This is a genomic window from Mesorhizobium sp. Root552, assembly GCF_001427285.1.
In the GTDB taxonomy this organism is placed as follows: Bacteria; Pseudomonadota; Alphaproteobacteria; order Rhizobiales; family Rhizobiaceae; genus Mesorhizobium.
On sequence record NZ_LMFV01000034.1, the window covers coordinates 160,498 to 181,923 of the forward strand.

Consider the following 21,426-nt stretch of genomic DNA (forward strand, 5'->3'; position numbering starts at 1 on the left):
TTTGTTTTTCCTACTTCTTTTCACATTCCACAGAAGCGGATCGTCGCGTCCCGTCACATTCGACCCGCCTTTTGTCACAGGCGAGCCCAATTTTCAACCATCTTCGCGCGGTATCGACGGGCCATGTTGGCCTCGACATTGACAGAATGATGACTACATGGGAATTGCGCTTCGTCGTGCGGATGTGGCGGAATTGGTAGACGCCCTGGATTTAGGTTCCAGTGCCGAAAGGCGTGGGGGTTCGAGTCCCTTCATCCGCACCATTTCCTGATCTCACGGCAGTTCGCGTCTTTCTATCTCACGGCAGTTCGCTTCGCTCACGCCTCCGATGGGCGGCCTGACGGCCGGCGGGCGGTCACCCTTGCGAACCCTGCGGGTTCGTGGATGCTTCGAATGATCGGCGCGAACTAGTAAAGCGGCTCCTCGAACAGCATCTGGTCGCCGTCCATCAGGGCCTTGATCTGCGGCACGCCGTCTTTTGAGACGGCGGCGCGGATGCCGAACGGCCTCACCCGCATGTCGCGTTCGATGGCAAGGCCCTCGCCTTCCGGTAGATAAAAACGTTCGATGCCATAGTCGGGCGCGATGGTGGCGTCGCCGCTCAACGTCCAGCCGGCGGCGATGTGGCCGACAATATCAACCTCGCCGGCATCCGCGGGGGATGTCGGCTTTGCCAGCCAGGCCGAAGCGGCCCGCCAATAGCCATCTGCGTCCTTTTTCAACCGGACAGTGATCCGGCCTTCGTCGTTCGTCTGCTTGCCCGCGGGAATGTCGGCGATCAGCTTCACCGGGATGCGGGAAATATCGTAGCTGAGATAGACGTAGTCGCCGCGCAAGAGATCGCGCGGATCGACCGGCTCGACCTTGAGCAGCACTTCCTGGCCGTTGCGCAGGACGGCGGCGCGGCCTGCGATCATCCAGCTCAGGAAGCCGATCTGCACCAGCGCCAACGCCAGCGCGGAGAAAACGAGCGTTCTGCCGTTGCTCACGACGCAACCTCCCCGGCAACCGGATGGGACATGCGCTTTTCAATGCGGATGATGGCGAAGGCGAGGATGCCGAGGACGAGCGCGGCCAAGAGGAAAAAGCCTGCCGTGCCCAGCATCGTTTCCATCGTCACGGCATAGATGAGGCAAAGTTCGAAGGCGAAGCCGAGATAGGCGATCCATCTCAGGCCCCTGCTCTGCCTGCCCGCCAGCACGATTGCCGCGGCAATGCCCGCCAGTGTGATGGCCGCGGCGATGGCGAAGCCGCCCGTGTCCGCAAACTGGAACTGGACGAGCGCCATGCCGGTGAGGAAACCGATCAGGCCGTGCAGGGGCAGCCGCCCGCCGAGCCTGACGATGGCGTCGGTGGCGGCGGGCGCAATAACGGCCGCAGCGAAGGCGGCAGCGGACACCAGCGCGAGCAGGACGGCGACGATAAGAAGATTGTCGTCTATGGCCAACCCGACGACGTAGAAGATGAGCGACAGCACGATGAGATGGCGCGCTGCCTGGCTGCGGGTCCAGTAGGAGACGGCGAACAGGCCAGCGGCGATGACGAGGAAGAGGTGCGGAATCTCGCTGCTGCTGAACAGCCTGAAGCCGCCGATGAGCTTCATGGCGAGCCACGCATCGGCAATGCCGACAGCAGCCACGGTGAGCGGCCCCGAGCGCAGGGCGAGCGCGGCAAGAGCCGTGCCGGCACACCATGTCAGCATCGCCGCGGATTCGTCGCCCGAGAAGTGGTACATCTGGCCGATCAGCGCGATCGATCCGCCGAACGCCGCAGCCGCGACGATCCATAGCGCCTCGCCGATGGCGCCGTAGCCACGCGCCTTGACCAGCGCCCCTCCGACATAGCCGCCGAGCATGACGGCAAACAGCGCCGCGACCCTGGCGAGCCGGGGAATGGCCTCCCAGTTGGCGGCAACGAAGATCAGGATAGCCGCGCCGAGCAACAGCGCCGCCATCATGGCGAGGATGGAGCCGAAGCTCAGCGAGCGGCGCTCGTTGGCCACGACGTCGCGGGCGAGCGCATCGGCGGTCATGCCGTCGATCAGGCCGGCCTCGAGCCACCTTGCGATGTCCTGTTTCACCTTGGCCGAATGGCTCGCCATGCGCCTTTTTCCACAAAATCAGTCGTATTGTTAAGCTAGGTGTTCAAGCTATTGAGGTCAGGAGCTTTTTCGATTCCGGCAGTTTTGTGTCAGAGGCATGATTGCGGCGAAATGTTGCAATGCACAATTTGCAATGCTGCCATGCAAGGGCGTCTCTTTTAAATCGATGTGGGTCGGCCTATCTGTGCATCGTACAGAACGACGGAAATGATCCGCAACAAAGACGAAACGAGCAATACCATGAACCTGATCCGCAACTACCGCAACTGGCGCCGCTACCGGGAAACCGTTTCCGAGCTGAACCGCCTGACCAACCGCGAACTGAACGACCTCGGCATCAGCCGCAGCGACATCCACTTCGTCGCGCGCAAGTCGGTCTGATCCAATCGGGCCTCACCCGGCCCGAACGAATTTCTGGAAGTATGACAATGAACCTGATCCGCAACTACCGTAATTGGCGCGCTTACCGCGACACGGTCAATGAACTGGGTCGCTTGTCGAACCGCCAGCTTGCAGATCTCGGCATCGTGCGTGACGAGATCAAGACCATCGCCCGCAAGGCGCTCTAACCAAGGAATTTTGCCGGGATCGACCTCCTCCCCGACCCGGCAAATAAGGTCAGCCGCTCCTCCTCCCAAGGCTGACCCCCAAAACGACACCCGCCGGATCCTCCCCCGGCGGGTGTTGTCGTTTCAGGCGACTGTTTCCCCATGACCGGACCGGCTGCGTCGATTGCATTCGGCAAGGCAAAGGACTATTGCGACGCGCATGAGCATGAAGCCCGTTCATATCATCGGCGGCGGTTTGGCCGGATCGGAAGCTGCCTGGCAGGTCGCGCAGGCAGGCGTGCCGGTGGTGCTGCACGAGATGCGCCCCGTTCGCGGCACCGATGCCCACAAGACCGAGGGCCTTGCAGAACTGGTCTGCTCCAACTCCTTCCGCTCGGACGATGCCGAGAGCAACGCGGTTGGCCTGCTCCATGCCGAGATGCGGCTGGCGGGTTCGCTCATCATTTCCTCCGGCGATGCGCACCAGGTGCCGGCAGGCGGTGCGCTCGCGGTGGACCGCGACGGCTTCTCGCAAGCAGTGACGGCAAAGCTCGAAGCCCATCCGCTGGTGACGATCGTGCGCGAGGAAGTCGCCGGCCTGCCGCCGCAAGATTGGGATCAGGCCATTGTCGCGACCGGCCCGTTGACCGCGCCGGATCTGGCGAAGTCCATTGCCGAGGCGACGGGCGCGGATGCGCTGGCGTTTTTCGATGCGATCGCGCCGATCATCCATTTCGATACGGTCGATATGGACGTGGCATGGTTCCAGTCCCGCTACGACAAGGTCGGTCCGGGCGGCACTGGCAAGGACTATATCAATTGCCCGATGGACAAGGCGCAGTATGACGCCTTCGTGCAGGCGCTGCTCGACGGCGGCAAGACCGAGTTCAAGCAGTGGGAAGGCACGCCCTATTTCGATGGTTGCCTGCCGATCGAAGTGATGTCGGAACGCGGCCCCGAAACGCTGCGCCACGGCCCGATGAAGCCGATGGGGCTTACCAACGCCCACAACCCGACGGTAAAGGCCTATGCCGTGGTGCAGTTGCGGCAGGACAATGCACTGGGCACGCTCTACAACATGGTCGGTTTCCAGACCAAGCTGAAGCACGCCGAACAGGTTCGCATCTTCCGCACCATTCCGGGACTTGAGAACGCCGAGTTCGCGCGGCTGGGCGGGCTGCACCGCAACACCTACATCAATTCGCCGACGCTGCTTGACGGCTCGCTGCAACTGAAGAGCCGCAACGGCTTGCGCTTTGCCGGCCAGATCACCGGCTGCGAGGGCTATGTCGAAAGCGCGGCTGTCGGCCTTCTGGCCGGGCGCTTCGCGGCAGCGGAGCGGCTGGGACAGCCGATCTCGGTTCCGCCGGTAACGACCGCATTCGGCGCACTGCTCAACCACATCACCGGCGGCCACATCGTCTCGGAAGACGAACCGGGCAAGCGCTCGTTCCAGCCGATGAACGTCAATTTCGGCCTGTTTCCACCGATGGAAGCGCCGAAGGTCGACGGCAAGCGGCTACGCGGCAAGGAAAAGACCGTTGCCAAGAAGCGCGCCATGACTGCGCGCGCATTGGCCGACTGCCGCCAGTGGCTCGGCCTTGCGGCAACTGCCGAAGCGGCAGAGTAGCTTTCTTACCGTCTACCAGCCATGCATCGCCCGACGCCAAAGCAGCCAATGGCGGCGAGCAAGAGAAAGCTTGATGCCGCCCGTCATCAGCGCGCGCTGATTGCCCGACATCTTTGAAAGAAACGCTCCCGTCAGCGCAAGCGGCAGGAAAGCGGGGCGCAGCGAGGCAGGCAGGTTAGCGGCGCCACTCTCGAACGCCGCCAGATGCTCGCGCGCCAGCGCGATCATCGCATCGATGGCATGAAGTGCGCCCTGCCCGCCATCGCCGGAAAGAAGCTCCTGCGGCGAGGAACCAACCGCAGCCAGGATTTCGGCTGGAACATAGCACTGGCCCCGCGCGCGATGGATCGGCAGCAGCAGGAGAAGGCCAACTATCGCCTGTGCGCAGCCTGCCCTGCCCGCCAGCTCCGCAAAGCGCGGCGCTTCCGCTGGATCGAGAACCATGGCGGCAAGCTGGATCAAGGCCGAGGCGGTCTCGCCACAATAGCCTTCGAGATCCGTGCGCGACGGCATCGGGTCGTTGTAGAGATCGAAGATACGCGCTTCCAGATAGTTGTCGAACGCCGGCAGCGGCAAGGCGTACTGGCCGATCGCCGCCCTCAGCGCATCGGCTACCGGCTGGCCGGTCTCGTCCTGGCCGGAAGGCGCTGCAAGCGTATCGCGCCACCACTGCAATCGAACCTCGCCCGGCAGGGCTTCGCGTATGCGGTCGCGCACCGTGGCGATTTCGGCATTGAAGGCATAAAGGGCAAACAGCGCGTCGCGCTTGTCCTGCGGCGCATAGAGCACGGACAGGTGACGGTCATGATCGGCGCGGCGCACCGTATCCATGATGAACTGTGAATTCCCGCCCATGCCAGATCAGTCTACTGCGATGAGCGCGGCAGCCACGGCGCGGTCCTCGGCCAAAAGGACGTTGTAGGTCCGCACGGCCGCACCGGTCGACATCGGGTCGGATGAAATACCTACTTGCTTGAACGAGGCCCGCAACGGCGCTGGCAAGGGCCGCAACTCGGGACCCATGCCGACGAGCAGTATCTCGATATTCCCCGCCTCGGCAAAGAGCTTGCCGAAATCCTCGCTGGTCAGCGCCTGCCGGTCAGCGGGCTCCCAGCCGTAGATTCCAGAAGGCAGGCAAACGATCGAACCGCGATGGGACATATCCGCGAAGCGGAAGCCTCCGTTGCCGTACGCCTCAATCGGCGCACGGCCCGGGAAGTGTGCTTCGCGAATGACAATGCCCCGTGCCATTTCGATTTATGCTCAAGCGGCCTTGCCCGGTTCAGGCTTTCGACGCCGGAGCGGGAGCAGGAAGCTTGTTCTTCTTTGCTCCCGTCTCCTCGCCGAACGTCTCAGGCCGAAGCTTGAACAGGATCAGCATCGGTCCCGCGATGAACACCGACGAGTACGTGCCGACGAAAACGCCGATGATGATGGCAAAGACGAAGGAAGAGATGACCTCGCCGCCGTAGAAATACAGCGCGAACAGGGCCAGCAAAACCGTCAAGCCAGTCAAGATCGTGCGCGACATCGTATGGTTCAACGCGATGTTGATGATGTCTTCGATCGGCATCTTCTTGTACTTGCGCAGCATTTCTCGGATGCGGTCGTAAATGACGACGGTATCGTTGATCGAATAACCGATAACGGTAAGGATCGCAGCGACACTGGACAGGTTGAACTCAAGCCCCAATGCCACGTAGAGCCCGACGATCATGATGACGTCGTGCGCCGTCGAAACAATCGCACCGACGCCGAACTGCCACTCAAAGCGGAACCAGACGTAAATCAGCAGCGCGACCATCGACAGCACGACGCCGATCAAGCCTGTGGTCGCAAGCTCGCTGGATACCGTGGGCCCGACGATTTCGACGCGCCGGAAATCGTAGTCGTTTTCAAACTCCGCCCTGACCTTGTTGACGGTCGATTGCTCGGCATTGTCGCCAGCTTCCTGGGCGCCGACACGGACCATCAGGTCGCCTTCGCTGCCGAATTCCTGCACCTGGACATCGCCGACATTGAGTTCCTCCAATCTGGAGCGCACGTCAGCGGCATCCGCAACGCGGGACTTGGCCTGCATCTCGATCATGGAGCCGCCACGGAAATCGACGCCGTAGTTGAAGTCCGTGACGAACATCATGCCGACAACGGCGATGGACAGAAACCCGGATACCGCAAAGCCGATGTTGCGGTACCGCATGAACGGGAACGAAGGCTCCAGCGGCAGATAGTGGACCAGGCCCTTGGGGAACTCGGTGGGCTTGTTGCGCCTGACCCAGAAGGCAACCAGCCAACGCGTCAGCGTAAACGCCGTGAAGACGGTGGTGATGATACCGATGCCGAGCGTGACCGCGAAGCCCTTGACCGGGCCGGTTCCCATGTAGAACAGGATGACCGCAACGATGAACGTCGTCATGTTGGCGTCAACGACTGTCGCCAAAGCCTGCTTGAAGCCCTGGTCGAAGGACTGGACGATCGAGCGTCCTTGCGCTCGCTCCTCACGCACACGTTCGAAAATGATGACGTTCGAATCGACGGCCATGCCCATTGTCAGCACGATACCGGCAATGCCGGGCAGCGTCAGCGTCGCCCCGAGCGTGGTCAAAACAGCTACGATCAGGCCGACGTTCGCCGCCAGTGCAATGTTGGCGATCAAGCCGAGCTTGCCGTAAACCAGCAGCATGCAGACAACGACGAGGACGGCACCGATGGCCGAGGCAAGCTTGCCTGCGCTGATAGAGTCCGCTCCGAGGCTCGGGCCGACGGTGCGCTCTTCCACGATGGTCAGGTTCGCCGGCAATGCGCCCGCCCGAAGCAGGACGGCGAGATCGTTGGCGCTCTGCGGCGTGAAGCTGCCGGAAATCTGGCCCGAACCGCCAAGGATCGGCTCGTTGATGCGCGGCGCCGATATGACCTGGTTATCGAGGATGATGGCAAACAACTTGCCTGTGTTCTGCTGCGTGGCCTGACCGAATCGAGCCGCGCCCTTGGAATCGAAGCGGAACGAAACAACAGGCTCGTTGGTGCGGGAATCGAATGTAGCCTGCGCATCGACGAGGTTTTCGCCGGACACGATCACGCGGTTTTCAATCAGGTAGGGGACCGGTGGATCGTCCTTGGAGTACATCACCGTCGAGCCTGCCGGCGGGCGGCCTTCGATGGCCTCCTGGACCGGCATCGACTGATCGACCATCTGGAAGGTCAGCTTTGCGGTCTGGCCGAGAATGTCCTTCAGGCGCTGCGGGTCCTGCAGACCCGGAACCTGAACCAGAATGCGGTCGTCGCCCTGACGCTGAACGATCGGCTCCGTGGTGCCAAGCTCGTTGACGCGGCGGCCGACGACTTCGATCGACTGGCTGAGCGCGGTTGAGGAACGGTACCGCACGCCCTCGTCCGTGATGGTGAAACGGAGCAGACCGGGTTCGGGCTCGTCCATCGCCATTTCGGTGACGCTGCCGCTGCCGAACATGCTCGACGAAACCGGCTGCGTCAGCGTTTTCAGCGCTTCCTTCGCCGCTTCGACCTGGCCGGCGTCGCGGATGCGGACCTGAACGACCCTGCCGCTGCCGGAAAGGCCGGTGTAGCCGACCTTGGCGTCACGCAGCTGATTCCTGATCTCGTCACGTGCGCTTTCAAGCTGGGCCTTGATAAGATCGTTGGTGTCGATCTTGAGCAGGATGTGCGACCCGCCCTGAAGATCGAGGCCCAGCGTCATCTGCTTTTTCGGCAACCAGTTCGGCATGGCCGACAACAGGCTCTGCGGGTACATGTTGGGCAAGGAGAACAAAACGCCCAGCAGGACGACGGCCCAGATCGAAATCGTCTTCCAGCGCGAAAAATACAGCATATGTCGAGAACCTGTTGGCGAGCAGGCGGCATTCCGCCTGCAATGCGGTTATTTCTTGGCGTTCTGGTTCGCCACCGGTTCGCCCTTGACGCGCACCTCGGCAATGGTAGAGCGCAGCGCGGTAACTTTCATTCCGCCGAGGTCGACTTCGAGTTCGTTGTCATCGATGACCTTGGTGACCTTGCCGATGAAGCCGCCGCCGGTGACGACGGTATCGCCGCGGCGGATCGCGGTCAGCATCTCGGCACGCTTCTTCATCTGCGTGCGCTGCGGCCTGATGATCAGGAAATACATTACCACGAAAATCAGAACGAACGGCAGTATGCTGATAAACATGTCGGGAGAAGCGCCCACGCCTTGGGCGTATGCCGGGGTAACGAACATCAAAAGCTCCTGAGCCGCGAGGAAAGCCGTTATCCGGCCTGAAATTTGGCCGGAATATAGTCGGTAAAGCGGCCATTGCAACCGCACCTACTGCCGAATCCGGCGCTTTTCCAGTCCGTTGACGCATGTTAGAGCGTTTCAGGGCTAGCTGGAAACATTCTGCCGGTGAGGGTTTGGGACAAGGTCGAGGACTTCGGCGACGAACGCACTGGCGGTGCGGTCGAGGCGAAGGCCGAAGGATTTGATCCAAACCGGCCCGGCCCTTTGGGTTTGCCTGCGGCGGGCGCCCACTTTGTCGGCTTGCCCGGCCGATGAACCACATCGACCTTCGCAACCCTTCGCGTGGATCATCCCGCCGCACGACAAACAGAATGATTCCATCTAGCCCTGAAACGCTCTAAACGCTCATGCGCCAGCAAAGCGAAAGATCAAGCAACGAAATGACCGACCCTATCGATGCCCTGAACACCAAACTCGATCTGCTGATCGCGGCGATCAACCAACTGGCGCCAGTGCGCCCACCCAAAACCGATCTATCCGCCGCCGACTGTTTCGTGTGGCAGGCAAATCCCGGCTTCCTCGAGCCCGTCCACAGCGTCAACCGGGTGGAAATCGACCTGATCCGCGGCGTTGACCGCGTGCGCGACATACTGGTTGAAAACACCGAGCGCTTCGCCTCCGGCTTTCCAGCCAACAACGTGTTGCTGTGGGGCGCGCGCGGCATGGGCAAGTCGTCGCTGGTCAAGGCATCGCACGCCGCCATCAATGCATCCGGCAAGTTCGAGCATCCGTTGAAGCTGATCGAAATCCACCGCGAGGACATCGACACGCTGCCGATGCTGCTCTCGATCCTCAAGGCTTCGGCCTACCGCTTCATCCTGTTTTGCGACGACCTGTCGTTCGACCACGACGACACTTCCTACAAGTCGCTGAAGGCAGCGCTTGAAGGCGGCGTGGAAGGCCGGCCCGGCAACGTGATTTTCTATGCGACGTCGAACCGCCGGCACCTGCTGCCGCGCGACATGATCGACAACGAACGCTCGACCGCCATCAACCCGTCGGAGGCGGTGGAGGAAAAGGTGTCGCTGTCGGATCGCTTCGGCCTGTGGCTCGGCTTCCACAAGTGCTCGCAGGACGACTACCTCGACATGGTCAATGGCTATGCCCGGCACTACAAGCTCGATGTGGAGCCGGAAACCCTGCGGGCGGAGGCGCTCGAATGGGCGACGACGCGCGGCAGCCGCTCGGGCCGCGTGGCCTGGCAATTTACGCAAGACCTTGCAGGACGGCTGGGCAAGTCGCTCAACGGCTAAACTGAAATGCCCGCTCCTGACGGAGCGGGCAAGCGACGGGGCTGACTGGAGGTCAGGCTGCCCACAATCGTTTGTCGTGGCTTATTCGAGATAGGTCGAGGGATCGACCGGCGCGGAGTTCTTGCGGATCTCGAAGTGCAGCTTCGGCGATGTCGCGTTGCCGCTCATGCCCGAAAGCGCGATGTCGTCGCCGCGCTTGACCTTCTGGCCGCGGGTTACGGACAACTCGCTGGCGTTGCCGTAGACCGTGACAAGCCCGTTGTCGTGGCGCACCAGGACGGTATTGCCGAATTCCTTCAGGCCGTTGCCGGCATAGATGACGACGCCGTTCTCGGCGGCCTTGATCGGCGTGCCCTTCGGCACGGAGATGTCGATGCCGTCGCCGCCCTGGCCGCCGCCGAAGCCTGAAATCACCCTGCCCCGGACCGGCCAGCGCATCTTGCCGATGCCGGTCGAGTCAGGCGCTGCGGCGCCATCGTCCTGCGCCTGCTGGATGACCTTGTCGGCCTTCTTGGGCGGCGTGTAAGTGGCAAGCGTCTGCGTTGCCGGCGCTGCCGGCGGGGTCGAGGCCGTCTTGACCGGATCGACCGCAACCGGCTTTGCCGCGGCGACGGTCGTCGTTGCGACAGCAGCGCCTGCACCGGACAGCGAAAGCTTCTGGCCGACGCGGATCAGGCCGTCCTGCATGCCGTTGGCCTGCTTCAGCGCCGTCACACTGACGCCGGTCTTGCGCGAGATGGATGACAGCGTGTCGCCCTGCTGCACGACATAGGCGCCGGAAGCGGATGCCGCTGCCGTCTTCTTCAAGTTCGGATCGTTGGCCGTGGACGCATCGACCGACGCCGCGGCCTTGCTATCCTTGAGCTTGGGCTGCTGCGGCAGCACGGCGACCGTCTGCGTCTGCTGCTTGGCAGGAGCAGGCGCGTTCTGGTCGGCGAGGCGCGCGTCGGGCTGCGCCGCCTTGAACGGCTTTTCGGCTGCCTGCTTGACGGGCTTCACAGTGCCGGTCGTGGTGTGGTCGAGCCTGGGCGCCGGAGCCGACGCCGTCTGCACGGGCGCCGGGGCGGGCTGGGATGGCTGCGCCTGCGCAACCGGCGGCAGCGGCTGCGCCGAAACCGGCTGCAGCGCGGTGCGACCAACCGAGCCGGAACTGTAGCCGCCGCCGGTCATCGGTGCTGGCTGGGCGACGTTGTCGCCGGGATATTGCTGGTTGTTCTGGTCGGCGAAAACCGGGCGCTGGTCGGTCGTGGAGGCGGTGGTGATACCATCCAGACCATCGGAGAAGCGCGCGACCTGCGAACTGCACCCGGACGCCGCTGCGGCGACCACGAGAACGGCGCAGCCACGCGCCAGATTGCGTCCATTAGCCTTCAAAACACTGAACTGCATCGCACTGACCCGCACAGACCCGGAACAAACTACGCAGAATTAAAGCGCGTTAATGTTACCGGTCAGTTAAGCCGTTAGATTCAGTCACAAATTTTCTTCAATATTTTTGGTCAGATGACTGCGGCGACGCCCGGCAGTATGGGCTGGAGCCGCACGATGCCTATGTCTTCGCGCTCGAACCGGCTGCCGACCTTGGTCAGTTTCGCCACCACCTGCTCGCCCTCTTCCGGACCGATGGGCGCGATGACGACGCCGCCGCTCGACAACTGGTCGAGCAGGAAACGCGGCAGGCTTTCGAAAGCGGCCCAGACCACGATGCGGTCGAACGGCCCTTCGTTCGGTAGGCCGTTCGATCCGTCCGCGTGGCGAACGATGACGTTGGTGATGCCGAGCGCCTCGAAGCGCTGGCGAGCCTGCTCGGCAAGCGTCTTGTAGCGCTCGACGCTGACGACGCGGGCGGCAAGACGAGACAATACGGCTGCCGTATAGCCCGAGCCGGTGCCGATCTCGAGCACGCGGTGGCCGGGCTCAACCGCCAGGGCGGCAATGACCGCGGCCTGGATGTCCGCCCCTTCGATGGCCTCGCCACATTCGATGGGCAACATGCGGTCCGTCCAGGCGATGCTGCCGAACTGGGCTGCCATGAAGCCTCGGCGCGGCGTTGCCTCGATGGCTGCGATCAACGCCTTGGGAACGGCCCCCTTGCCACGCAGGCGTAACAGGAATGCGGCAAATCCCTCGCGGTCGTCCCCGGTCATGCAAGCGCCTTGGTGAGTTGATCCCGAATTTCGTGTGCGGTCAGGTCTAGCTGCAGCGGCGTCACCGAGACCAGCCGGTTGCGCATGGCGTGAATGTCGGTGCCGAGCTTGCCTTCCGCCGGCTCGCGCCCGAAGCGCAGCCAGTAATAGGGCAGCCCTCGCCCGTCCCGGCGCTCGTCCACCCACAGGCTGTGCACCACCTTGCCCTGCGAGGTGACAACGGTGCCCTCGACATCTTCCGGTGCGCAGTTCGGGAAATTGACGTTGAGCAGAACCCCGTTCGACAGCGGAACGGCGATGAGCTTCTTTAGAAGCGCGGGAGCCAAGGCTTCCGCGGTCGCGTAAGGCACGATGCGGTCTTCCCCGGCATAGCTGTAAGCCTGGCTGATGGCGATGGAGCGGATGCCGAGCAACGCGCCCTCCATCGCGCCGGCGACCGTGCCCGAATAGGTCACGTCGTCGGCAATGTTGGCGCCGGAATTGATGCCAGACAGGATGAGGTCGGGCAGGTCGGGCAGGATCTTGCGGGCGCCCATGATGACGCAATCGGTCGGCGTACCGCGAACGGCGAAGTGCTTCTCGCCGATCTTGCGCAGACGCAGCGGATCGGAAATCGAAAGCGAATGCGCATAGCCCGACTGGTCGTTCTCCGGCGCGACCACCCACACATCGTCGGACAGCGTGCGCGCGACACGCTCAAGCGATTCGAGCCCTTCCGCGTGGATGCCGTCATCGTTGGTGAGCAGGATGCGCATTATCTTGCTTCGATCTTCTCGATGCCGCCCATGTAAGGCCGCAGCGCATCCGGAACGGAGATGCTGCCATCCTCGTTCTGGTAATTCTCCATGACGGCGATGAGCGCGCGACCGACGGCGACGCCGGACCCGTTCAGCGTGTGGACGAACAGATTGCCTTTGCCGTCCTTGTCCTTATAGCGGGCGTTCATGCGGCGAGCCTGGAACTCGCCACAGACGGAGCAGGACGAGATTTCGCGATAGGTGTTCTGGCCCGGCAGCCAGACCTCGATGTCGTAGGTCTTGCGGGCGCCGAAACCCATGTCGCCGGTGCAAAGCGTAACCGTGCGGAACGGCAGGCCAAGCCGATTCAACACTTCCTCGGCGCAGCCGGTCATGCGCTCATGCTCGGCAAGCGAACTTTCCGCATCGGTGATCGACACCAGTTCGACCTTGTAGAACTGGTGCTGGCGCAGCATGCCGCGCGTGTCGCGACCGGCGGAACCGGCTTCCGAGCGGAAGCAAGGCGTCAGCGCCGTGAGCCGGAGCGGCAGCTTGTCGTGAGCTGTAATCTCCTCGCGCACCAGATTGGTGAGCGGCACTTCGGCGGTCGGGACAAGCCCAAGCCGCCCGTCGCCGTGGCGGACGAAGAACAGGTCTTCCTCGAACTTGGGCAACTGGTTGGTGCCGAACAGCACCTCGTCGCGCACCATCAGCGGCGGCTGCACTTCCGTATAGCCGTGCTCGGTCGTGTGCAGGTCGAGCATGAACTGGCCGAGCGCCCGTTCCAGCCGCGCCAACTGGCCCTTGAGCACAGTGAAGCGCGAACCGGAAAGCCTCGCAGCGCGTTCGAAATCCATCATGCCGAGCGCTTCGCCGATTTCGAAATGCTCGCGCACCCAGTTCGGACGCGCACCGATCTTGCCGACCTTGCGCACTTCGACATTGTCGTGCTCGTCCTTGCCGAGAGGAACGTCTTCAAGCGGCACGTTCGGAATGACGGCGAGCGCGTCGTTGAGGTCCTTGTCCAGGCGACGCTCTTCGGCCTCGCCATTCTGGATCAGGGTCTTTATCTCGCTGACTTCCGCCTTCAGCTTTTCGGCCAGCGCGGCATCCTTGGCAGCCATTGCCTTGCCGATTTCCTTCGACGCGGCATTGCGGCGCTCCTGCGCCTGCTGCAACTCAAGCACGTGAGCGCGGCGCGCCTCATCCTTGGCAACAAGACCGTCAGCCGTCGATTGCGCATCGGCATCCGGCCACGAACGCCGCTTCAGCGCATCGACAAGGGCCTTGGGGTTCTCGCGAATCCACTTGATGTCAAGCATGGTCGGCAAATCCTCACTGATGCGCCAAGGGGGTAAACCGCAACCCGAAACGATGCAAGGCACGGCAAAGCGGTGCGTTGCATTTTTCAACGAATGCACGGAATCGGATCAGCACGGTTCTTGCCCGGGCGGTGAAATAGGTCAAATGTGGCAGTGTCGGCAAGACAGACAATGGAGGTCGATGAATCGCGATGAGCGAGATCATTCTGCACAACTACTACCGGTCATCGACCTCGTACCGGGTGCGCATCGCGCTTGAAATGAAAGGCATTCAATACCGCTACGTGCCGCACCACCTGCGCCACGGCGAACATCTTGAACCGGCCTATCTTTCGGTCAATCCGCAAGGACTGGTGCCTGCCCTGATCTGGAGCGACGGGACGCTGCTGGTGCAGTCGCTGGCGATCATCGAATTTCTCGACGAGGTTTCACCCAATCCGCCGCTTTTGCCGCAGGACGCAGCGGGGCGTGCGAGGGTGCGCATGCTGGCGCAGATGATTGCCTGCGACATCCATCCGGTGAACAATTTGCGTGTGCTGACCAGCCTGCGCACCGTGTTCAATGCCAGCGACCAGGACGTCATCAACTGGTTCCGCCACTGGGTGAACGAGGGTTTCCAGCCGCTTGAAAAGATTCTCTATTCATCGCGCGAAACGGGAAAATTCTGCCACGGGGACACGCCGGGCCTTGCCGACATCTGCCTGGTTGCCCAAGTGGTGAACAATGCCCGCTTCAAGGTGGACATGAGCCCCTACCCGACCATCAGCCGCATCCACGCCGCCTGCATGGAATTGCCGGCCTTCGAGCGAGCCGCGCCGCAAAACCAGATCGACGCGGAATGATCTAGGTCCCGACCCTGGTCAGGCCGCGGGTTTCTTGCGCCGTTCGTAGAACATCACCAGCATCTCGGCGATGAGCGCCGGCGTTTCTTCTCCCTCGATTTCAACCGAGTTGGAGAACTTCATCAGATATTGGCCGGGAGCCTTGTCCTGCACCGACACCAATGTGGCGCGAAGGCGCACCCGCGCCCCGACCTTGACCGGGTTCAGGAAGCGGACCTTGTCGAGCCCGTAGTTGAAGGCGGCGCGGATGTTTTCGGGCATGAAGCCCAAGTCCTGGCAAAGCGCACCGATGATCGAAAGCGTCAGGTAGCCGTGCGCAATCGTTACGCGGAAAGGACTTTCGCGTCTCGCGCGTTCAGGGTCAGTGTGCAGCCATTGATGATCGCCGGTGCAATCGGCGAATTGATCGATGCGGGATTGATCGATTAGCGTCCAACCGGAGACGCCTAGTTCCTGGCCAGTCATGGCCTTCATTTCATCAAAAGTGAGAGATTTTTCCGTCATGCCGACTTTCTGCAAATTCCACGCGAGCCCAGTGGCTTCAAAAGCCCCGGCACCAAAACACCGATAAGTGTATGAAAGCTTGAAACTGTCCTACTTGCCCTTTTCGTAACCCTCGCGGATTTCCTGCAACGCGTCCTTGATACGGCCGCGCAAGATTTCGACCGATTCCGAGCCTGACTTCTTGACGAGATCGGCGACCTCGCTGGCATTCTTCACCGCGGTTTCAAAGGATTTACGGGCAAACTCGCTTTGCTTGGCGACCATGTCCTGGGCATTTCCGGGCACTTTGTAATTCTGCGCCATCTCGCTGATCTCATGCAGCGATTCCTCCAGCATCTCGCGCTGCCGCTTGAAAAGCGAGGAGGCACCCGCCGCCGATGCCTTGGCCGATTTCTCGAGAGCCTCAAGGTTCTTGCGATGGTGGTCGAGGATGGCATCCACATCGACGTTCGGCATTTTCAAGTCGCGGCCAAACCTCGTGAACATGTCGATAAAGGAATCAGCGTTCGGTTGCTTGGCCATGAGCGTATCTCCATCCAATTGCGCAGCGCCGCATCACTTCAAGGAACATAGGCTTCATAGCCACGTGGTCAATTGGCCGCGAACAGGTGTTCGAGCGCGTAAAGCGCCAATCCGGCCAGGCCGCCGATGACCATGCCGTTGAAGCGGATATATTGCAGGTCCTTGCCGATATTGAGTTCGACCAGCCGCGTGAGCTGCCCAAGGTCCCATCGCTTCACCTGGTCGGCGATGAAGGTTGAAACGCCGCTCTTCTGGTTTTCGATGAACGATGCCAGCGCAACGACGAAGCCGGCATTCATGTCGGCCCTGATCTGCGGGTCGCGAGCGAGATTGCTGCCGATCTCGACGAACATGTTGGCCAGATGGGAACGGACGGCGCCGTTGGCGCTCTTGGCATCCTGTTCCAGAAACGCACGCAGGCTGCCCCACAGCGTTCCCGCGAGGTCCCGCATTTCCGGGCGTTCGAGCAGGTCCTGCTTCAGCTTTTCCGCACGTTTCGCATAGTCCTTCGAGGTCTTGAGCCGCTCGATCATGCGGCGCGCGAACTGGTCGAATTCCTCGCGCAACGGATGATCCTGATCGGCCTTAACCTCCTCAAGCAGCGCGCCGGCGGACGCGACGATCTTCGTCAACAGGTAGGCGTCGGCGCGGAAGAGGTTGAAGACGGTCGGCAGTTCATCGTGGATTTTCTGGCGCATGACCGAAAGCGCACGATCGTCGTTGAGGAATTTGGCGACCGCGCGGATGAACTCGTCGAACAGCTTCTGGTGGCCGCGATCATCCGTGAAAGCCGAAAGCAGGTCTGCCGCCAGCGGCGCGACCTGCACCTTTTCCAGTTCGTCCAGCATGCGCTTGCCGGCAAATTCGCGCAGGCCGGATTGCTCGATTGCGGAAAGCATCTGCGGCACCAGCTTGCTGACGAACCGGGAAAGCCCGGCTGCGCGCCGGCCATCCGCCAGCCAATCGGCAACAAGCGCGGCAAAATCCACTTCCTTCAGCTTTTCCCTGACCGGGCCGGGAGCGAGGAAATTCGCCTCGATGAAGCGGCCGAGATTGTCCGCGATGCGGGTCTGGTTGGACGGGATGATCGCCGTGTGCGGAATGGGCAGGCCAAGCGGCCGCTTGAACAGCGCAACGACCGCATACCAGTCGGCAAGGCCGCCGATGGTGGCCGCTTCGGCGAAAGCCGCGACCAGCGCCATGGCCGGGTAGCGATTTTCCAGCAGCTTGGCGGCGATGAAAACGCCCACGCAGAGCAGCAAAGCCCCAGTGGCAAGGGCCTTTGTGCGCCGCAGCGCGGCAATCTTGACCACCGCATCGGCTGTTGCATCCACACCGGCTAAAGCCGTGCTGTCCGGACCCGGCATTGACATCTCACCTTCGCGATTCTGCTGCACAACCTAACACCTCTCGCCGAAACTCCGACCTTCTCAAACGACAAGGCTGGCAAGTTGCGCGCCGCTTCTATAGTTGTTGCACCGCCGAAAAGCCGAGGACACGCGATGCCGAACAAGAACATCGACCACGCCTTCACTGCCCGCACCGCGCTGGGCGCTGCATCGGAACCGACCTATGCCGGCGCCTTGTCTTTCATGCGGCGCAAATACACCAAGGACGTCAGGGGCGCGGACGCGGTGGTGTGGGGCATCCCGTTCGACGCGGCGGTGACGAATCGGCCCGGCGCACGCTTCGGGCCGCAGGCGATCCGCCGCGCTTCGGCCATCCTGGACAACGATCCGCAATATCCGTTTTCGCGCGACCTGTTCGAAAACCTGGCCGTGGTGGACTATGGCGATTGCCTGCTGGACAGCGGCAATCACCAGAAGACGCCGGCCACAATCGAGCGGGAAGCTGCGAAAATCCTGAAATCCGGCGCGTTCCTGCTGACGCTTGGCGGCGACCATTTCGTCACCTGGCCGCTGCTCAAGGCGCACGCCGCGATCCACGGACCGCTCGCCATGGTGCAATTCGACGCGCATCAGGACACCTGGCCCGACGACGGCAAGCGCATCGACCACGGCTCGTTCGTCGGCCGCGCGGTGAAGGAAGGCATCATCGACCCCGACCGCTCGATCCAGATCGGCATCAGGACGCACGCGCCGGACACGTTCGGCATCAAGATCCTGCACGGCTACGAAATCGAGGAGATGCGCGCGGCCGACATCGCCTATGCCATCGTCGAGCGCACCGGCGGGCGAAAGACATACCTGACCTTCGACATCGATTGCCTCGATCCGGCTTTTGCGCCGGGAACGGGAACGCCGGTGTCGGGCGGGCCGTCTTCGGCGAAGATACTTTCAACCCTGCGTCAACTAGGCCAGATAGATATCGTCGGCGCGGACATCGTGGAGGTTGCGCCAGCCTACGATCACGCCGATATAACGGCCATCGCCGGTTCCATGGTGGCGATGCACTATCTGGGCCTGCTTGCCGAACGCAAGGCGCGCGCGCAGGAAGGCCACAACAACCTCAACCACGGCCAAGGCATCTAGGCAGCAGCTGGATTTCAAGTGGAATAGCGGACAATGAAACCGAAAATCTTCATCGACGGCGAACACGGCACGACAGGTCTCCAGATCAGGACGCTGCTGGCGGACCGCCGCGATCTCGATATCATTTCGGTGCCTACCGAACGCCGCAAGGAAAAGGCGGCGCGCGCGGAATATCTGAACGCTGCCGACATCGCCATACTTTGCCTGCCCGACGACGCGGCGCGCGAAAGCGTTTCGCTGATCGAGAACGGCACGACGCGCGTCATCGACGCCTCGACCGCGCATCGCGTCGCCGAAGGCTGGGACTATGGCTTTGCCGAAATCGACAAGGACCAGCCCGCCAAGATCGCTTCGGCGAAGCGGGTGGCCAATCCCGGCTGCTGGCCGCAGGGGCCGATCGCAACGTTGCGGCCGCTGGTCGCCGCGGGGCTTCTGCCTGCGGATTACCCTGTGACCGTGAACGGCATCACCGGCTATTCCGGCGGCGGGCGCACCATGATCGAGGACTACGAAGCAAAGGGTGAGAGCGCTTCGGAATTCCTGCCCTACGGGCTGACGCTGCAGCACAAGCATGTGCCCGAGATCAAGGTCTATGCCGGGCTCTCGCGCCACCCGATCATGCAGCCGGCCGTCGGCAATTTCGCGCAAGGCATGGTCACCGTGGTGCCGCTGCAGCTTGGGAGCCTCGACTACGTGCCGACAGGAGCTCAGCTGCACGCGGCGATCGCCGATCACTTCGCGGCCATCAAGGGTGGCGTTGTCGAGGTCGCGCCTTACGAGCAGCTTGAGCGCGTGCCGGACATCGACCCCGAACACTACAACGGCACCAACCGCATGAGGGTGCACGTCTTCGCCAATGACGACCGCGCACAAGCATTGCTGATTGCCGTCTACGACAATCTCGGCAAGGGCGCTTCCGGTGCGGCGGTGCAGAACCTCAACCTGATGCTCGGCGGCGGGCGTTGACCAAGCCGCCGGATTTTCCAGAAGAATGGAAAATCCTCGGTGCCGAGTTCATCGACGAGACGTTGAGCAGCGTGATCTGGAAGGTCGCGCAAGCTGACGGCACGGCGGCTGTCGTCAAGGACGTCAAGCAGTTCGACGACATGCAAGACGAGCTGCGCGGCGCGCATCTGCTGGCGTGGCGGCGGGGAGATGGGCTGGTGCGCCTGCTTGGCCGGCACGGCAATTCGATGCTGCTGGAATATGCCGGCGAACGACATCTTTCCGAAGGTCTGGACGAGGCGACGGACGTTGCAGCGACCGAAATTGCGGCGGAGGTGATGCAAAGGCTGCACAGCGCAAGCGACCACCCTGCCCCGGCAGAACTCCAACCATTGTCCGAGCGGTTTGCCGCCTTGTTCGCAAAGGCCGAACGGGACCGCTCAGCAAGCGCGTCGTCGCCCTATACGCAAGCGGCATCGATTGCGCGGAATCTTCTCGATGACGCCAGGGACATTCGCCCCCTTCACGGCGATCTCCATCACGACAACATCCTGTTCGGCGCGCGCGGCTGGCTGGCCATCGATCCGAAAGGCGTGCTGGGCGATGCCGGCTTCGACGCGGCGAACCTGTTCTACAACCCGCTGGAGCGCGACGACCTCTGCCTTGCGCCGGAACGCATTGCCCGGATGGCAGATTTGTTCTCACACTCGATGAAGCAGGACCCGCGCCGCCTGCTCGATCACGCATTCGCCTATGGGTGCCTCTCCGCCGCGTGGCATCACGACGACGGAAACAGCCGCGACGAAAATCGCGAACTGGCCGTCGCTTCGGCCATCCGCGCGGTCAGGGCAAGCTTCTAGGCGCGCTGCCGAGGCAACGGATAAGCCCCCTTGGTGCCGCGCCAGTGGGCGGCGGCGAAACCGAGCACGACCAGAGCAAAGCCCTGATGCGTCAGCGCCAGATGCAACGGCACCTGCATCACGAGTGTCGAAATGCCGATGATGGCCTGCAGCGTAATCAGCACGAACAGCACAGCTGAACGGCGCGCATGCGTTGTTCCCGGCAAGCGCCGATAGGTGGCAATGACATGCCACAAGGCCACGATGAACAAGGTGTAGGCACCGATCCGATGGACGAACTGCACGGTTTTCGGGCTTTCGAAGAAATTGCGCCAGACGGGCTCGATCAGGAGAAGATCGCCGGGGATGACCTTGCCGTCCATCAAGGGCCAAGTCGTGTAGCTCAGGCCTGCATGCAGGCCTGCAACCAGCCCGCCAAGATAGATCTGGACCAGCGCCAGGAATACGAGAATGCCGGCAAGGCGCTGGGTCGACCGATCGGCGACGGGTTCCGAATGCGGTGCGAGGCCACGCGCGACCACCATGGTTGCGGTGAATATCAAGGAAGCGAGCGTCAGGTGGATAGCCAGCCTGTACTGGCTGACTGAAACCCGCTCGACGAGGCCGGAAGCCACCATCCACCAGCCGATGGCGCCCTGCAGCCCGCCAAGGGCCAGAATGCCGGCGAGCTTCGGCACCATTCCTCGCTCGATGCGGCGCGTCAGCCAAAAGAAAACCAGCGGGATGGCAAACACAAAACCAACCCCGCGCGCCAAGAGGCGATGCGCCCATTCCCACCAGAAAATCGACTTGAACTCGTGAACCGTCATGTCCGGGTTAAGTTGGCTGAACTGCGGAATCTGCTGGTATTTGAGGAATTCTTCCTGCCACTCGGCATCGTTGAGCGGCGGAATGACGCCGTGGATCGGCTTCCACTCCGTAATCGACAGGCCGGAACCCGTCATGCGGGTCGCACCGCCGACGAGAACCAGTGCGAACAGCACCAGAAGGATTGCATAGAGCCAAAAGCGCAGCATCGTGCGGTTGCGCAGCATGCGATCCCTGCCCTCGGCAGACATTATGTGGTGGCCAGCTTCAACAACCATGCCGATCTCCAACGACTGAAGTCGCGGATTGGTGGACCAAGGCCTCCCCTATGGCAAGGCCGGGCGGCGCGGCACGCCGTCGCGCCGAACACGACAGGTTGCGTATTGCTCCGACAAATTCTAATCGAAACCGGCAACAGAGATATT

The 21,426-nt window shown here is 62.2% G+C and carries 22 protein-coding genes and 1 tRNA gene; 9 read left to right on the forward strand and 14 right to left on the reverse strand.

Annotation, left to right across the window (positions count from 1 at the left end; all coding sequences use genetic code 11):
• Positions 1-178 precede the first annotated feature (178 nt).
• Positions 179-263 (forward strand) — tRNA-Leu (locus tag ASD50_RS14240).
• A gap of 144 nt (positions 264-407) precedes the next feature.
• Here the strand turns inward: ASD50_RS14240 and ASD50_RS14245 are convergent.
• Positions 408-989: a GDYXXLXY domain-containing protein gene (locus tag ASD50_RS14245; RefSeq protein ID WP_056242487.1), complete on the reverse strand. Its 582-nt coding sequence runs from the start codon at positions 987-989 to the stop codon at positions 408-410.
• Positions 986-2,101, reverse strand: a complete 1,116-nt coding sequence (locus tag ASD50_RS14250; RefSeq protein ID WP_056242491.1) for a DUF2157 domain-containing protein — start codon at positions 2,099-2,101, stop codon at positions 986-988. The genes ASD50_RS14245 and ASD50_RS14250 overlap by 4 nt, the downstream gene beginning before the upstream one ends.
• A 240-nt stretch (positions 2,102-2,341) precedes the next feature.
• Here ASD50_RS14250 and ASD50_RS22560 point away from each other — a divergent pair, with 240 nt between their 5' ends.
• The 3 genes from ASD50_RS22560 (at position 2,342) to trmFO (ending at position 4,279) form a co-directional block, all read left to right on the forward strand.
• Positions 2,342-2,482, forward strand: a complete 141-nt coding sequence (locus ASD50_RS22560) for a DUF1127 domain-containing protein (RefSeq protein ID WP_082549671.1) — start codon at positions 2,342-2,344, stop codon at positions 2,480-2,482.
• 47 nt (positions 2,483-2,529) lie between these two features.
• Complete coding sequence (locus ASD50_RS22565; RefSeq protein ID WP_082549667.1) at positions 2,530-2,670, forward strand: DUF1127 domain-containing protein; 141 nt, start codon at positions 2,530-2,532, stop codon at positions 2,668-2,670.
• Between the two features lie 199 nt (positions 2,671-2,869).
• A complete protein-coding gene (gene trmFO / locus ASD50_RS14255) occupies positions 2,870-4,279 on the forward strand; it encodes a methylenetetrahydrofolate--tRNA-(uracil(54)-C(5))-methyltransferase (FADH(2)-oxidizing) TrmFO (protein WP_056242494.1) in 1,410 nt (469 codons plus the stop codon).
• 12 nt (positions 4,280-4,291) lie between these two features.
• Here trmFO and ASD50_RS14260 read toward each other — a convergent pair whose 3' ends face one another.
• The 4 genes from ASD50_RS14260 to yajC are packed head-to-tail and all read right to left on the reverse strand — an operon-like array spanning position 4,292 to position 8,510.
• A complete protein-coding gene (locus ASD50_RS14260) occupies positions 4,292-5,134 on the reverse strand; it encodes a phytoene/squalene synthase family protein (protein WP_056242497.1) in 843 nt (280 codons plus the stop codon).
• 6 nt (positions 5,135-5,140) lie between these two features.
• The gene (locus ASD50_RS14265; protein WP_056242499.1) at positions 5,141-5,530 is read right to left on the reverse strand and encodes an Mth938-like domain-containing protein; all 390 of its coding nucleotides are present in this window, start codon (positions 5,528-5,530) and stop codon (positions 5,141-5,143) included.
• A 31-nt stretch (positions 5,531-5,561) separates the two neighbouring features.
• A complete protein-coding gene (secDF, locus tag ASD50_RS14270; protein ID WP_056242500.1) occupies positions 5,562-8,126 on the reverse strand; it encodes a protein translocase subunit SecDF in 2,565 nt (854 codons plus the stop codon).
• A gap of 48 nt (positions 8,127-8,174) precedes the next feature.
• Complete coding sequence (gene yajC, locus ASD50_RS14275; RefSeq protein WP_056242502.1) at positions 8,175-8,510, reverse strand: preprotein translocase subunit YajC; 336 nt, start codon at positions 8,508-8,510, stop codon at positions 8,175-8,177.
• Between the two features lie 440 nt (positions 8,511-8,950).
• Here yajC and ASD50_RS14280 point away from each other — a divergent pair, with 440 nt between their 5' ends.
• Positions 8,951-9,823 carry an ATP-binding protein gene (locus tag ASD50_RS14280; RefSeq protein WP_056242600.1) on the forward strand — a complete coding sequence of 291 codons (873 nt, stop codon included), beginning with the start codon at positions 8,951-8,953 and terminating at the stop codon, positions 9,821-9,823.
• Positions 9,824-9,904: 81 nt separating this feature from the next.
• On the opposite strand, the gene ASD50_RS14285 is transcribed toward ASD50_RS14280, so the two are convergent.
• The 4 genes from ASD50_RS14285 to serS form a co-directional block, all read right to left on the reverse strand.
• Positions 9,905-11,212, reverse strand: a complete 1,308-nt coding sequence (locus tag ASD50_RS14285; protein ID WP_056242504.1) for a M23 family metallopeptidase — start codon at positions 11,210-11,212, stop codon at positions 9,905-9,907.
• A 110-nt stretch (positions 11,213-11,322) separates the two neighbouring features.
• Complete coding sequence (locus tag ASD50_RS14290; RefSeq protein WP_056242506.1) at positions 11,323-11,970, reverse strand: protein-L-isoaspartate(D-aspartate) O-methyltransferase; 648 nt, start codon at positions 11,968-11,970, stop codon at positions 11,323-11,325.
• On the reverse strand, positions 11,967-12,725 hold the full coding sequence (gene surE / locus ASD50_RS14295; protein ID WP_056242509.1) for a 5'/3'-nucleotidase SurE: 759 nt from the start codon (positions 12,723-12,725) through the stop codon (positions 11,967-11,969). The genes ASD50_RS14290 and surE overlap by 4 nt, the downstream gene beginning before the upstream one ends.
• On the reverse strand, positions 12,725-14,029 hold the full coding sequence (gene serS, locus ASD50_RS14300; protein WP_056242510.1) for a serine--tRNA ligase: 1,305 nt from the start codon (positions 14,027-14,029) through the stop codon (positions 12,725-12,727). Before serS ends, surE begins: the two co-directional genes overlap by 1 nt.
• Positions 14,030-14,220: 191 nt before the next feature.
• Between serS and maiA the strand changes: the two genes are divergently transcribed.
• Positions 14,221-14,871 carry a maleylacetoacetate isomerase gene (gene maiA, locus ASD50_RS14305; RefSeq protein ID WP_056242513.1) on the forward strand — a complete coding sequence of 217 codons (651 nt, stop codon included), beginning with the start codon at positions 14,221-14,223 and terminating at the stop codon, positions 14,869-14,871.
• Between the two features lie 18 nt (positions 14,872-14,889).
• On the opposite strand, the gene ASD50_RS14310 is transcribed toward maiA, so the two are convergent.
• The 3 genes from ASD50_RS14310 to ASD50_RS14320 form a co-directional block, all read right to left on the reverse strand.
• Complete coding sequence (locus ASD50_RS14310; protein ID WP_056242603.1) at positions 14,890-15,375, reverse strand: MaoC family dehydratase; 486 nt, start codon at positions 15,373-15,375, stop codon at positions 14,890-14,892.
• A 90-nt stretch (positions 15,376-15,465) separates the two neighbouring features.
• Complete coding sequence (locus ASD50_RS14315) at positions 15,466-15,897, reverse strand: phasin family protein (protein WP_056242515.1); 432 nt, start codon at positions 15,895-15,897, stop codon at positions 15,466-15,468.
• A gap of 68 nt (positions 15,898-15,965) precedes the next feature.
• Complete coding sequence (locus ASD50_RS14320; protein ID WP_244484531.1) at positions 15,966-17,264, reverse strand: DUF445 domain-containing protein; 1,299 nt, start codon at positions 17,262-17,264, stop codon at positions 15,966-15,968.
• Between the two features lie 135 nt (positions 17,265-17,399).
• Here ASD50_RS14320 and speB point away from each other — a divergent pair, with 135 nt between their 5' ends.
• The 3 genes from speB to ASD50_RS14335 are packed head-to-tail and all read left to right on the forward strand — an operon-like array spanning position 17,400 to position 20,194.
• Entirely contained in the window at positions 17,400-18,389 is a 990-nt protein-coding gene (gene speB / locus ASD50_RS14325; protein WP_056242516.1) for an agmatinase, read from the forward strand.
• A gap of 33 nt (positions 18,390-18,422) precedes the next feature.
• The gene (gene argC, locus ASD50_RS14330) at positions 18,423-19,355 is read left to right on the forward strand and encodes an N-acetyl-gamma-glutamyl-phosphate reductase (RefSeq protein ID WP_056242518.1); all 933 of its coding nucleotides are present in this window, start codon (positions 18,423-18,425) and stop codon (positions 19,353-19,355) included.
• Positions 19,352-20,194 (forward strand): aminoglycoside phosphotransferase family protein, encoded by an 843-nt coding sequence (locus tag ASD50_RS14335; protein ID WP_056242520.1) that lies wholly within the window; start codon positions 19,352-19,354, stop codon positions 20,192-20,194. Before argC ends, ASD50_RS14335 begins: the two co-directional genes overlap by 4 nt.
• Here ASD50_RS14335 and ASD50_RS14340 read toward each other — a convergent pair.
• Positions 20,191-21,279: a COX15/CtaA family protein gene (locus ASD50_RS14340; RefSeq protein WP_056242607.1), complete on the reverse strand. Its 1,089-nt coding sequence runs from the start codon at positions 21,277-21,279 to the stop codon at positions 20,191-20,193. The genes ASD50_RS14335 and ASD50_RS14340 overlap by 4 nt on opposite strands.
• Positions 21,280-21,426 lie beyond the last annotated feature (147 nt).

Excerpts from the sequence above, each read along its gene's own strand:
- ASD50_RS14250 (WP_056242491.1), bottom strand. The coding sequence starts at position 2,101 with ATGGCGAGCCATTCGGCCAAGGTGAAACAGGACATCGCAAGGTGGCTC.
- ASD50_RS22560 (WP_082549671.1), top strand. The coding sequence starts at position 2,342 with ATGAACCTGATCCGCAACTACCGCAACTGGCGCCGCTACCGGGAAACC.
- ASD50_RS22565 (WP_082549667.1), top strand. The coding sequence starts at position 2,530 with ATGAACCTGATCCGCAACTACCGTAATTGGCGCGCTTACCGCGACACG.
- trmFO (WP_056242494.1), top strand. The coding sequence starts at position 2,870 with ATGAGCATGAAGCCCGTTCATATCATCGGCGGCGGTTTGGCCGGATCG.
- ASD50_RS14260 (WP_056242497.1), bottom strand. The coding sequence starts at position 5,134 with ATGGGCGGGAATTCACAGTTCATCATGGATACGGTGCGCCGCGCCGAT.
- ASD50_RS14265 (WP_056242499.1), bottom strand. The coding sequence starts at position 5,530 with ATGGCACGGGGCATTGTCATTCGCGAAGCACACTTCCCGGGCCGTGCG.
- secDF (WP_056242500.1), bottom strand. The coding sequence starts at position 8,126 with ATGCTGTATTTTTCGCGCTGGAAGACGATTTCGATCTGGGCCGTCGTC.
- yajC (WP_056242502.1), bottom strand. The coding sequence starts at position 8,510 with ATGTTCGTTACCCCGGCATACGCCCAAGGCGTGGGCGCTTCTCCCGAC.
- ASD50_RS14280 (WP_056242600.1), top strand. The coding sequence starts at position 8,951 with ATGACCGACCCTATCGATGCCCTGAACACCAAACTCGATCTGCTGATC.
- ASD50_RS14285 (WP_056242504.1), bottom strand. The coding sequence starts at position 11,212 with ATGCAGTTCAGTGTTTTGAAGGCTAATGGACGCAATCTGGCGCGTGGC.
- ASD50_RS14290 (WP_056242506.1), bottom strand. The coding sequence starts at position 11,970 with ATGACCGGGGACGACCGCGAGGGATTTGCCGCATTCCTGTTACGCCTG.
- surE (WP_056242509.1), bottom strand. The coding sequence starts at position 12,725 with ATGCGCATCCTGCTCACCAACGATGACGGCATCCACGCGGAAGGGCTC.
- serS (WP_056242510.1), bottom strand. The coding sequence starts at position 14,029 with ATGCTTGACATCAAGTGGATTCGCGAGAACCCCAAGGCCCTTGTCGAT.
- maiA (WP_056242513.1), top strand. The coding sequence starts at position 14,221 with ATGAGCGAGATCATTCTGCACAACTACTACCGGTCATCGACCTCGTAC.
- ASD50_RS14310 (WP_056242603.1), bottom strand. The coding sequence starts at position 15,375 with ATGACGGAAAAATCTCTCACTTTTGATGAAATGAAGGCCATGACTGGC.
- ASD50_RS14315 (WP_056242515.1), bottom strand. The coding sequence starts at position 15,897 with ATGGCCAAGCAACCGAACGCTGATTCCTTTATCGACATGTTCACGAGG.
- ASD50_RS14320 (WP_244484531.1), bottom strand. The coding sequence starts at position 17,264 with ATGCCGGGTCCGGACAGCACGGCTTTAGCCGGTGTGGATGCAACAGCC.
- speB (WP_056242516.1), top strand. The coding sequence starts at position 17,400 with ATGCCGAACAAGAACATCGACCACGCCTTCACTGCCCGCACCGCGCTG.
- argC (WP_056242518.1), top strand. The coding sequence starts at position 18,423 with ATGAAACCGAAAATCTTCATCGACGGCGAACACGGCACGACAGGTCTC.
- ASD50_RS14340 (WP_056242607.1), bottom strand. The coding sequence starts at position 21,279 with ATGGTTGTTGAAGCTGGCCACCACATAATGTCTGCCGAGGGCAGGGAT.